Annotated in this window: 10 protein-coding genes and 1 pseudogene; 3 read left to right on the top strand and 8 right to left on the bottom strand. The window is 37.6% G+C overall.

What is annotated here, in order from left to right:
• Together TEPIDINF_RS06745 and TEPIDINF_RS06740 are read left to right on the top strand one after the other, a co-directional pair.
• The coding region (locus TEPIDINF_RS06745; protein ID WP_421691598.1) for a zinc ribbon domain-containing protein at positions 1–233 on the top strand (233 nt) is incomplete at its 5' end.
• A 258-nt stretch (positions 234–491) separates the two neighbouring features.
• Positions 492–854: a hypothetical protein gene (locus tag TEPIDINF_RS06740; protein ID WP_421691597.1), complete on the top strand. Its 363-nt coding sequence runs from the start codon at positions 492–494 to the stop codon at positions 852–854.
• Between the two features lie 155 nt (positions 855–1,009).
• Here TEPIDINF_RS06740 and TEPIDINF_RS06735 read toward each other — a convergent pair whose 3' ends face one another.
• The 6 genes from TEPIDINF_RS06735 to TEPIDINF_RS06710 all read right to left on the bottom strand — a co-directional run bounded on the left by TEPIDINF_RS06735 (position 1,010) and on the right by TEPIDINF_RS06710 (position 8,129).
• Positions 1,010–1,213: an AbrB/MazE/SpoVT family DNA-binding domain-containing protein gene (locus TEPIDINF_RS06735; RefSeq protein ID WP_421692151.1), complete on the bottom strand. Its 204-nt coding sequence runs from the start codon at positions 1,211–1,213 to the stop codon at positions 1,010–1,012.
• A 391-nt stretch (positions 1,214–1,604) separates the two neighbouring features.
• On the bottom strand, positions 1,605–3,371 hold the full coding sequence (locus TEPIDINF_RS06730; RefSeq protein ID WP_421691596.1) for an alpha/beta hydrolase family protein: 1,767 nt from the start codon (positions 3,369–3,371) through the stop codon (positions 1,605–1,607).
• Positions 3,364–4,602 carry an MFS transporter gene (locus TEPIDINF_RS06725; protein WP_421691595.1) on the bottom strand — a complete coding sequence of 413 codons (1,239 nt, stop codon included), beginning with the start codon at positions 4,600–4,602 and terminating at the stop codon, positions 3,364–3,366. The genes TEPIDINF_RS06730 and TEPIDINF_RS06725 overlap by 8 nt, the downstream gene beginning before the upstream one ends.
• A 46-nt stretch (positions 4,603–4,648) precedes the next feature.
• The gene (locus TEPIDINF_RS06720; protein WP_421691594.1) at positions 4,649–5,236 is read right to left on the bottom strand and encodes a hypothetical protein; all 588 of its coding nucleotides are present in this window, start codon (positions 5,234–5,236) and stop codon (positions 4,649–4,651) included.
• Complete coding sequence (locus TEPIDINF_RS06715) at positions 5,233–6,648, bottom strand: MBL fold metallo-hydrolase (protein ID WP_421691593.1); 1,416 nt, start codon at positions 6,646–6,648, stop codon at positions 5,233–5,235. Before TEPIDINF_RS06715 ends, TEPIDINF_RS06720 begins: the two co-directional genes overlap by 4 nt.
• Entirely contained in the window at positions 6,648–8,129 is a 1,482-nt protein-coding gene (locus TEPIDINF_RS06710) for an MBL fold metallo-hydrolase (protein ID WP_421691592.1), read from the bottom strand. Before TEPIDINF_RS06710 ends, TEPIDINF_RS06715 begins: the two co-directional genes overlap by 1 nt.
• An 820-nt stretch (positions 8,130–8,949) precedes the next feature.
• Between TEPIDINF_RS06710 and TEPIDINF_RS06705 the strand changes: the two genes are divergently transcribed.
• Entirely contained in the window at positions 8,950–10,185 is a 1,236-nt protein-coding gene (locus tag TEPIDINF_RS06705) for an IS110 family RNA-guided transposase (RefSeq protein ID WP_421691591.1), read from the top strand.
• A gap of 506 nt (positions 10,186–10,691) precedes the next feature.
• Here TEPIDINF_RS06705 and TEPIDINF_RS06700 read toward each other — a convergent pair.
• Both TEPIDINF_RS06700 and TEPIDINF_RS06695 read right to left on the bottom strand, forming a co-directional pair.
• A pseudogene (locus TEPIDINF_RS06700) lies at positions 10,692–11,842 on the bottom strand (IS3 family transposase).
• A gap of 65 nt (positions 11,843–11,907) precedes the next feature.
• Positions 11,908–12,057: a hypothetical protein gene (locus tag TEPIDINF_RS06695; RefSeq protein WP_421691590.1), complete on the bottom strand. Its 150-nt coding sequence runs from the start codon at positions 12,055–12,057 to the stop codon at positions 11,908–11,910.
• Between the last annotated feature and the right edge of the window lie 157 nt (positions 12,058–12,214).

The following is a 12,214-nucleotide window of genomic DNA, read 5'->3' as shown; positions in this document are numbered from 1 at the left end:
GCTGGGGCATGTTCACCACCTTTCTCCAATACAAGTTAGAGGAGCAGGGGAAAAAGCTTATCAAAATAGATAAGTGGTTTCCATCATCCAAAACTTGTTCATGTTGCGGTCAAGTAAAGGAGTCTCTATCTCTTTCTGAGCGCATATTCCATTGTGATTGTGGTTTTTTGGCAGATAGAGATTGGAACGCTTCTATCAATATCAAGCGTGAAGGATTGCGACTGTTAGTATAATCATAAATAGAGCATGGAACAGGCTCGATAGCTAAGTAAATTTCGTACCGTTAGGTGCGATTACCTTAGAAGCCCCCATCTCTAAGCGAAGCGTAGGTGGCGGGTAGTTCACGTAATCATTATGCAAAAGGTGAGATCACAGAAGAGGAATATCTAAAAATCAAGAAGCTCATTGAGGAGTAGCGTCAAGATATTGCGCCTTTCATCGGAGAATTCTATAATGGGAATGAATAAAACCGAACCCGAGAGGAGTAATCTATGATACTAGAAGCAATGTGTCAAGCAAGCCCATCTTGGATGCAACGGATGGAAGCCGCAGGTACACCTATCTATGAATATGATGAGGAGTGGCCTGTGACGATTGAAGTCAAGAATCATTCTGATTCCTTTGTTGAAGCGAGAGTGCTAGCAAAAGGTTCTGAACTTCACCTCTTTGTGATTAAATGTAGTCAAGGATATAAGCTTCAATGGAGAGATCAAAAATGGACACAACCTATTGATCGGTTAACTGATTTTACGAATGACAGTGCATTAGAAAAGGCAGATCCAAGTTGGGATCCATTTGCTGTCCAGTCGATTGCCACTGCTGTAAGGAAAATAGCAGAATTATTCAAGGAATAACCCATCCTACATCATGATTGGATGGGTTATTTCATTCTCAATACGTTCTAAAATATCTTTAGCTTTTTCTCCAAACTGAGGGGATTGTTCAAATACATAGATGAATATATTCGTATCTAGTGCTATTGTGTGAATTCATGATAATATTTTACTTTTCACCAATTCTCTCTCTCTTTCTTGACATATTCATCTACAGATTCTTTTTCCCACACTTCTTTTCCTAAACCCCAAAGTTTTTCAGAAAAGGATTTTGGTTTAGACATCACAATGATCTCAGAACGGGTTTCATCATATTGCCAAATCAATTTATCGCCAACATTTAATTTTGCTTTCTGTCGGATCTCTTCTGGAATCGTAATCTGATATTTTGGGCGAATTTAGCTTTCAGTTTTTAAGGTGTAATTAATTATAATATTCTCTCCTTTCTATATTAATTTGGTATTATTTTCTCAACCAATTTCAATCTCATAATTAATCTTTTAAAAAATTATAGACTAGCTGATTTTGAATGATTAATCTTAAAATTTTGACATTCCTGAATTATTCAGCAGTTGCTGTTCGAGTTTCATTTTTGTTTAAATGATTTACTGCTGGTTTACTTGCGTAATATATCAAACAAGTTTATTTCAAATTGAACTTTCAGTAGCGTAGTTTGTCATTAGAAATACTTTTTTTAATAAGCATTAACTCTTTCTACAGAAGAACGTTCATTGGGTAGTTTCTTCCTAGCTTAACTTCCTCTAATGATAGTTACAAATATTTAATTAAAGAATTACGTTTAATATACAAATCTGGATTATTTACAAAATCCAATTCCTCCTTCATTAATTGGATTCTGAGTTTGGTTTTCACCAAAATGTGACTAGCAGTTGTTTTTATATGAACCACCTTACCACCAAGTTTACTTAATTTGTCTACAAACGCTTCAATTTGTTTTAAGCCACATCTCTCATCATTATCACCACTAATTATCATTACAGGGCATTGTATATTATTTGCAAGTTCAAATGGGGATGAATTAAGATAAGTATTTCTAGCAGTTATTGGTGTACCTCCAAACAAAATGTGATCCATTTCTTTAAATAAAGGTGTTTCATCAAAATAGTTCCTAATTGGATCAGCTATAGGTGCATGCGCTATAGCAGCTTGCCAATGTCTAGGGTATTTAGCTACTGCTAAAAGAGCAATAAGGCCTCCCCAGGATTCTCCTGAAATTATTGATGGACCCATTAGTTGATGATCCAAATAGGATTTAACGGACATGATATCTTCAATTTCTACATTTCCCGCACGATTATATATTTTTTCTTTCCACTCTAATCCATAAGTTAGAGATCCACGATAATTTACTTGTATAACAGTATATCCTGCATCTACCCAACTAGCTCTTATAGGAGAATATTCATCAAAATCTGCCCAATGGGGACCCCCATGGATTAGGAATATTTTCATGTTGTCAGGACGAGGATTTTTTGGTTTCGATATAAATACATGGATACTGCCTTCTGTGATTGGTACCCAAATTTCTTCAAGATTTGCATTAACTTCATATTTTGCTGGCGGAATAAACCCAACTCTTTTATCTGTAGATGATCTAATAGTATGAATACGCAAGTGAGGTGGTGTCATCATATTACTATGTAGATAATATATATTACCTTGTTGATTTATCGTAAAATCGGGTATAGAACCTTTTGGTGTCTTAATTTCACTAATTTCACCGTCTATTAACGAAAGTAAATAAAGCTTACTTCGCCCATAGATGTCTGCTCTTATTATGGAGTGTTTAGATGAATAAGGTTTGATCGTTACTTCTGTACTTGGCAAGTTTATGAATATATTTTTATTTCGAGAGTAATCTATTACTGTTATTCCATCTCGTTCTATGCTCGCTGCAACAAGTAAATTTTTAGTTGCAATATTTAAAGCCACATCTATAATCTTAATTATATTAAAATATTTTAATTTCCCATTAGATAAGTTTATCATAACAGCCGTGTTTTCATTTTCGTTACTTAAGAGAACAGCTAATTGAATTTCTAAATTAGCATCGCGGAGTTCCCAATCACCTTCTAATTCATAAATTGGATAAACTGTCGCGTTATTATCGTTTGATAACAAAGATAAAATTGTATTATTATTTACGAGAAGTGAAGAAATAACTCCGCTTTTTGACGAAATTGCTCCTCTGAAAAGACCAATTGGCTGATAACGAGGAATTTCAAATTTTCCTCTCTCAAAAATTGCTTGTCGCACCCACAAACCGTTATCTTTTTCTATAGTTGAAAAAAACCATGCGTAAAGACCACCACTAGTTGGAAAAGCTCTATTGACACCAAGTGGTAAATCAGTAAATTGCCATACGTAATCATTTTCAAAAGCCCATTGTTGATAAACGTCACCAGTTAATTTTCCAAACACCCCTTTGGTAGGGGTAATCCATATAGGCAGAGTCATTTTCGGATAAAGAAACCATTGAGCTACTTGATTTAAATGCATATTCTTACTTTTAAACATGGTTTCCTCCAATATTAGAACTAATCTTTTTATTACCAAAGTGTATCACACCAGGAACTAATAGAGATCCTAAAATTGTTAAAATTAATACACCTAAAGCTATCCATGCAACAATCTTAAAACCTAGTATAGGTATATAATGTCCAACTATAATGAAACCTACTGGAGAGATTACGGAGTTACCGAGTGCATCAATAGAAAGGACACGTCCTAATTTTTCCCTAGGTGTTGTAAGTTGAAGGGATGTCATCCATATTACACCAAATACAGATAATCCAAAACCAGTCAAAAAACCAGCTGGTAATAATAGCCAATCGTAGTACCCAGTTGCTAGTATAATAAGCTGAGGGGCCTGTAACATTAAGGCAATCATTGCGTAGAGTCCCTGACGAGAAGTGTTAAAGCTAGCCCCAACAAGTGAACCAATAAAGGCTCCAATAGCTTCTAATGAAAGAGTGATTCCATAAAGCTCAGGATGTTTGTTGCCAAAAACTAATGGTAAAAGAATTGTTACAGGTGCTACAACAAATGCAACTTGTAGCATTCCCTGAATAATAATTGCGCCTATCCATGGTTTAGAAACTACATATGAAAAAGCACTTATTGATGATTTTAACAAATTTTCTTTTTTATTCTTTTCTTTTATAGAATCAGGAATTAACAAAAGAATGATTATGCTAATAGTAAATGTAGCTGCGTCTAACCAAAGTGCAATTATTGGATTTGCAAATGAGGATAAAACCCCTCCTAAAGCTGCCCCAATAATTGTCCCTACGCGATTTGTAGCTGAACGTAAACCACTTGCTGCCCTAATTTCCTCTTTATCGACTATTTCAGGAATCAATGCAGCATATGTTGGGCGATATATTCCTTCGCCTATTCCTATTAATAAACCAAACAAACTTAATAAGGGAAGAGAGGCATTGTGACTTAAAAATATTATCTCCAATACTCCAAATAGTCGAAGAATATCAGAAGTAATGAGTACCCTGCTTTTACGAAATCTGTCAGCTAGGACACCTCCAAGAATTAGTGATACAGTTGATCCAACGGCTAATGTACCTAGAAGAAGCCCTAAATCTTGTGAAGGATGTGCTCTTTTTAATAATACTAATCCTATAGCAACTCCAAAAATAGCATCACCAGATACATTTAAAAATTGACCTACCCAAAGTCGCCGAAAAGTTTTATTCTTGAGTGGTTGTATTAGATGGATGAGGCTGTTCAGCATTACATGATTTCCTCCAATTATCGTTCAATGGGATAACTATAAATTTTTATTCTTTAAAGAATAACTGCAATGTTTCTAATAAAAAATTCTCTTCAAAATTCTCAGTATCGATATAAATAACATTATTTTTTTTAGAAATATCCAAAGTAATATTGACTATCTTACGTAAAAAATCTATTCCTCCAAATTTAATCCAGTGATCTACATATTCACAACCGTTTTCTCTTTTTTCAATACGGTCTTTTAATATATTAATTGCATTATTTAAGCCATTTTTGGTAGGTGAAGCCAGTAGTAAAAGATTAATCTTTGTAAGGGCAACATATAATCTCCTTTTGTTTTTTATACCATGCTGAAATAGTACACCACCACTAAGGTCAATGATAAATGACTTATTCAATTTTAAAATATGTTCCAATGCCCTTAGCTCAAATTTACTCTCATAATGATGTAATGCTAATGCCCCTTTTTGTTTTAATATCGATTCCGCAGTTTTGGGTGAATACCCCCATTGTTGGTAAGACTTTTCTCTATAATCATCAAGTGAGTAAACCGGTAGTGTTAACCATTCTGAAAGTAAAAAAGATATAGTACTTTTTCCAGAACCGGGTGGGCCGCCAACAGCAATTTTCATTTTACTTGTACCATACTTAAGTTTTTATATAGTTTTTCGGCTAGGTCAGGGCGAAGTTGTTCACTATATAAGCTATAAAGAAAAGCTACCGGACTATCAAATTTAGGACATAAGTACCATTGCCTCATTCTGCTGGTTGCTAATTCCCATATATGAATACGTCCTTCAAAAACTGCGCACAGATCAGAAGCATTAACATCAATTCCGTATGGAATTTGATATAGCACTTCTTTTAAACTTAAATCGACCCATTCAAATTTAGCTTTATTTATATTTAAAGCAAGAACAGCATCTCTTTGTATACCATGATAATTACGAAGATAAATTGCAAATCGATGTGGGCCAACTGGTCGATCAAGAAAATAATTTGTACTAATCATGTAGTGACCAAGTGATGATATAAGGAGTAATTGAGTCATACGTTCAATTTCACTTATAATAAGATTTTTTTGTTCAGATGACACTATTTGATCAAAAATAGCTGGCAAATCGGATATTGTTTGTAAAGTCACCCATTCTACATTATTTTCTTGGTAGTCGTTGATTATATTTATCCAATCTACAGAGAGACGTTTAAGTTCTGAACTAAAATCTGCTAATTCACCAGGTAGTAATCCAACCGTTTGAGGACCACTTATACGTAATGAGTTTAATATATATTCTAGTTCACGATAATCAGACCAAAGAAAACGACCATGTTTTTTTGGTTTTTGTTGATAGCCACTTCCACTAAATAATATCCATTGGGCATTAGGAAAAAGTTGATAACTTTGGTCAAGAATTTCTTGTAAAAGCTGAATTCCTGTAGTTTCGATTGGTTGATCACTAGGGATAGGCAATAAGTTATCCCATGCTCCCAAATTATTATTTGGAGGGATTTGACCATTATGTGTTACTATAAAGATATCAGGTTTACATGAAATAGCAGCGGCATGGTCAATGATGGTATCTGATTGTATAAAGATGCCCTCATTTCCATGAACGGATTCAATGTATAGACTGGCAGCTCTACTTTCCCATACCGGTACGATGTTTGAACCTTGGAATAACTGGATTATTGTATTCTTAACATTTACCTTTTGTCCGTGACGAAGTAATTGAACTTGATAGCCAATTTGATTTGCTTCACGTATACAAACTTTTGGCATTAACTCAGGCATAAATATAGGTATATTTTTTGAAATCATGCGTAGTGACGGGGGATGAAAGTGATCCAGATGTTCGTTAGTAATCACTATGGCATCTATTTTTGGCATTTTGTCTGTATAAACCAATCGATTAGGAAAGATTTCAAAACGAAGTTTCTCATTATGGCCAAATGACTGTGTTAAGACTGGGTCGACAAGGATCCTTGTTCCGTCAATGTCTATTAACCATGACTGGTGCCCAATATATACTACAGACCGTGTCATCAAATCATCACCTTTCCAAGTAACTTTTCTATTTGTTTATTATAAACGTCAAGAGCAATATCTGGGCGAGTATGTTCACCATATAGGTTATAGAATAAAGCTACTGGTGATAAGAGTAAATTACCTTGATACCATGACCTCATTGCAACCCCAGCTACATCCCAGATTTGCAGCTTTCCAGTAATGACCGCTGCAAAGTCGACAGCGCTTATTACAATTCCAAAAGGATACTTTTCTATTGCTTTTGAAAATTCCAAAGTATTAGTAGGTAGAAACATACCTTCTGAAATGTCGAGTTCCCAGGATTGATCTTTAGAGTGACTACATAAAACTTGTATCAAAAATCTTGAAGAACCTAGGTTTTTATGTTGACCTAATAAAATTAGTTCCTTACCAATTGAAGATAGTAAAATAGATTGAGCAATAAGGGCTAGTTCGGACTCTATAATTTTTAGTGCTTCTTGTTCAGATTCATAGGTAGGTGCAAATAAAACAGACTTCATAGGAATTGACTTTTTAGATTTAATAAATTTCTCGCGCTTCGTAATTAATTGTTGAAACAGATTTTGATCTAATTTTAACCATGATAGATTATCTGTTTTCATAACAAGGTTGTCTTTCAATGAGAGAATGTCACCGGGGAGTGGACCAAGTACATTTATAAATCTTGTTAATTTCGATGCAATTTCTGCTAAATTATGTTGCTCTGAATAAGGGAAAGGACCCATTTCATCATAGTCTTTAAGAAAGCCACCTCCACAGATTAAAAAGTTAGAACCACGCAATGAAGGTGCATTTTCAATAGATGACACAAGGAGCTCATGGAGAATATCAAGTGCTACAAACCCTTTTTTTGGGACAGCTCCTTCCGAATAAAATTCATCTCGCATATTATCTAATGAACCAAAAACCCCATCAGGAGTAATTTGGGAGTTATTGCTTACTGCAATAACACGCGGCTTTGGAATCTTTCCGCTATTTACATCATCGTGAAACATAGGAGAAAGTATTGCATCAATACAAAGGTAAATTCCTCCTTCAGTTGGTTGCTCGATATCCCGTACATAAATTTGGCTAACCCTACTTTCCCATAAAACCGTTTCAGGATCAGGTGGATAAAGTGTCACAAGAACTGAACCAAACTGTTCTTCTTTACCAAATTCTAAGCGCCGGACGCGAAAGCCCAATTTATTAATATACTCTATGACTGAATCAATCATTGTCGGCCCCACAACTATGGGAACTTTTCGATCAAGTAAATTTAATGTTGGTAGATGAAAATGATCTGAATGTTCGTGACTTATAATGACAGCTGAAATGTTTGGAAGTTGATCTAAATTAATCTTCCTTGGAGGATAAATTTCTACAGCACTCGGATTATACTCATCTCCGTATTTTGGCAATAATATCGGATCTACTAATACAGGGTTATCCATATCCCCTAAAGCAAACCCATTGTGACCTAAAAAACCTATTTTCATATTCTAAACCTCCTCGTATAATTAGTTTATAAGCTTATTTTAAGGCAATATCCAGTTGATCCGGACAACTGGAATTGCTCTTGAAGAATTTCCAGAATCGATTCTGTCGTTTTTAATAAAATGAGTTAGCCTGTGAGCTTTCTCATCCCAGATTTAGTTTTTGTTTTACCCTTTTTTCATCCCTGCGGGATGAGGAAGCCACAGCGTTAGCTGCTTGCCCATTGACCGTAGCCTTACGATACTTAGCTGATGATGTGAAGGGTTCAGGGACCCACACAGCAGCGGCTTAGTATCGTTGCCCATGGTACACTTCGGTAGGTTGGGTGCCCCAAGTAGGGGATTATTTATCCCAGCCCTGGATACTCAAACCGTGGGCACAAGGCTTAGGTCAAGGGTGGCGGGTTATTTCATCAAAAAGATTGATTTTATCTGATCGTTAAAAACACTAACGGTTTACTTTGTTATGCCCTTTTACAACTCCATATGGTAATGGTTCCGGATGTGTCATCACGCATCGCAATTGGAACCATTTTTTAATAGAAACTCAGACTTGCCTGTGGGACAATGGGATCGACAAGCTTTTCTCAGGATATTTCTTTTCCTCCTTGCGGACCATTAAGGTACTGCTATTAAAGCCTGCTACCCATGATCCACCATTGATTTTCTAACCGCTGTTTGCACCCCTTTCATGAAGAGGGAGTAGCGCCCGTAATTGTGCTTGATGAAAGATGAGTGCTGATGACGAGGCTGTTCCAGGTGGTTCCCATGGGCACCCAGGTCTGAGAATCGTTTGATTATTCGTTGTACTGGAGGTGATCCTATGTCGAAAATGCTAGTTGGTATAGACGTAAGCTTGCGCTCCCACCATGTACAATTCATGGATGCGGAGGGAAGATCCTTGACATCCTTTTCTGTGTCTAATGATCAAACCGGGGCAGACACCCTGATCAGAAAAATCTTAGCAACCTCAGAGAAGACGAATAGCCAACATCTTCAAATTGGTTTGGAAGCCACATCAAACCTTGGATGGCACCTCGCTCATTACTTAAACGATCAATTGGAAGGGTACGAACCGAAATTAAATGCTCAAATCTACGTCTTGAATGCAAGAAAGGTCGCCCGCTTTAAAAAGGGATATGATACTCTGCCAAAGAACGACCGAATCGATGCCTGGGTTATTGCAGACCATCTGCGTTTTAATCGACTTCCTAATGAAATGAAAGATACCATTCAATATGAAGCGTTGCAGCGGTTAACCCGAACACGATTCCACCTCATGAAAAACATTACCAGAGATAAGACATATTTTTTAAATCAAGTCTTTTTGAAGTTTAGTGGAATACGTCAAGATAACCCATTCTCGGATACATTTGGCAGCACATGCCTAGCTGTTATTCAAGAGTTAGAACCTGAGCAAATTGTTTCCATGTCCATCGAAGAACTCATTGATTTCCTAAAAGAACATGGTAAAAATCGTTTTGGCAACCCTGAAGAGATCGCTAAATATCTACAGAAAATCGCTCGATCTTCCTATAGATTAAATAAAGTGATGGAGGATCCCGTCAACATCTCTCTATCCGTTACTCTGAGTGTGATTAAACACATGGAGGCTGAAGTAAAACGACTGGATAAAGAGATCGCCAAGTTAATGAAAGGGATTCCTGAGACCTTAACTTCTGTTAAAGGGATTGGCCCTGTATTTGCAGCTGGAATCATTGCTGAGATCGCAGGGATTGAACGCTTTAAGAACCACCATGCTCTTGCAAAATATGCAGGTTTGGTATGGAGTCAGCATCAATCCGGTGATTTTGAAGCTGAAGATACTAAAAGGATCCACTCGGGAAACAAGTACCTTCGGTACTATCTTATCCAGGCTACTGAAAGTGTTCGGAAACACGACTCAGAATACAAAACCTTTTACGAGAAGAAATACAATGAAGTACCTAAGCATAAGCACAAAAGAGCCATCGTCCTTACCGCAAGAAAATTGGTACGATTGGTGTACTCGCTACTAAGCACCAATCAATTGTACACACCACCTGAGAGGAGGAAATGATTTATTTCGACCAACTTCTTCCTTATTTTCCACTCACTTAGAACATAAAATGTGTTTGAAAATTCAGATTAATGGTGAGTTTTATTTGATGTACCCTTTTTTAGAGGAAATTGGTGATTTTACAAAATTAATTTCCAATTTTCATGGATCAACCCCTTGACATATTACCGCTGTGGTTTATTTTTTCTGTGATCAAGACTTGGCGGCAGCTTGAATTAGCCACCGCCAATCTGTAATGCCCCCCGTTGTCAAGACACAAATTAAGAAAAAATAAGTTATGTCCTCCTTCGTCTGAAATGGGTGATACTTATATCAAAACGAGCCAGAATGAACAAAAGGGGCTCTTTGTTCTGGGAGGCCGTCGGCTTGACATGGAGCCTCTGCGGGCATGAGTTTTCACGATAGGGCGATGTGGGAAACCTTCCATCGCGTGGCGAGCCAGCCTATCATGCCCGCCCTCCATGTAAAGCCGTCTACGATGATCTTTGTACCTCCGACCATACTCATCAAGAAGCTTTTTTCAAAATGACGGTTCCGGCATACACTTGATCAGGCTTGGCGTAACCTAGCGATTGATGCGGACGCTCCGTGTGGTAAAATGTCATATATACCGTGATCCTTTTCGTAATGCTCGGGGATTCTCATACTCATTCAAATAAATATTCTCGTATTTCAAGGATCGGAAGAAACGTTCTGTACGACTGTTGTCTCTTGCTCTTCCTTTGCGGTCCATAGACACTCTGACGCCATGCTGCTCCAACAGGTTAAGGTAATCTGCATTGGTAAAATGACTGCCCTGATCACTGTTGATGATCTCTGGCTGACAACGATGGAGCGCCCGGTTTAAGCAGGTCATAACAAACCCTTTCTCCAGCGTACTCGACAACTCGTAATCCACGATCTTGCGGCTGTACCAGTCGATGATGATAAAGAGATACATGAATCCCGGCCCCATGCGCAGATAGGTGATATCGACTCCCCAGACCTGGTTGGGGCGATCAATCATCAAACCGCGCAACTAGTAGGGGTGAACATATTCGGCGTGATATCGCTTGCTCAGGTTCGGTCCCGGGTAGATCGCCTGAATGCCCATCAACTTCATCAGACGCCGCACACGCTTGCGATTCACCGACCAGCCCATTTCCTGCAGCTTGCTCGTCATGCGCCTGTAACCGAAAAAGGGATATTTCGTATACACTTTACGATGGCATGCATGATCTGTATGTTTTCTGTGCTCTCCTGACGCGTCTCTGGCTGCCGGTATATGCTGGTGCGATTCACGCTGAGCAGTTCCGCCTGACGCTTTATGGTGATCGCAGGGTGGTTTCGTTCCATCATCGCCTTGCGCTCGTCATGTGATTTATTTGAACCCAGATTTTTTTTTTTGAGCCAGTTGACTTCAACCGTGAGTTGGCCAACCAGCTGCTCCAAATTCTCTTGTTTGGACTCGTATTCTTTCTTAAGCTTCTCCACCTCTCTCGTCCCTTGTCCAAACACCATCGGGGCTCGTTCCAGAAACTCTGCTTTCCATCTGCTTGATCATGACCGGATTCAACTCATATTTACCGGCAATTTCGTTGACTGTCTACTCTTCCCGTAGAACCTCCAGCACAACCTTTGTTTTAAATTCTGCGGTGTATCGATTTCTCTTTTCCATTGTTCCATTATAACTTATTGCTCGCCTTCTTGTGTCTCGGCCTATGGGTTCATTATAATCTCAGATTATCTTACATAGTATGAGACAAGACGTTTTTTTGAAGACTGAGCTTGGCGATCAGTTTTTGATAGAGAACTGACATTAGCAAGCTTACTTCTTAAATATTGGATGTCTTCTTCTGTTAACAGACTCGCTTTGTTAGCCTTGTTTTCCATAAGTAACCACCTCCTTTCTCATATACACCATCACTAGCGTTGCATAAATATAGTCGAAATTTTCAGTAAATATATTTTTGTGAATTATAGCCAAAAGGACAAAACCTAAAGAAAAGGTGATTCTGTCCATTTGGTAAATATATACATTTAAATACTG

Source organism: Tepidibacillus infernus (genome assembly GCF_048898065.1).
GTDB classification, from domain to species: Bacteria; Bacillota; Bacilli; order Tepidibacillales; family Tepidibacillaceae; genus Tepidibacillus_B; species Tepidibacillus_B infernus.
Note: the sequence above shows the minus strand (reverse complement) of the source record. Positions and strands in the feature narration are given on the sequence as shown.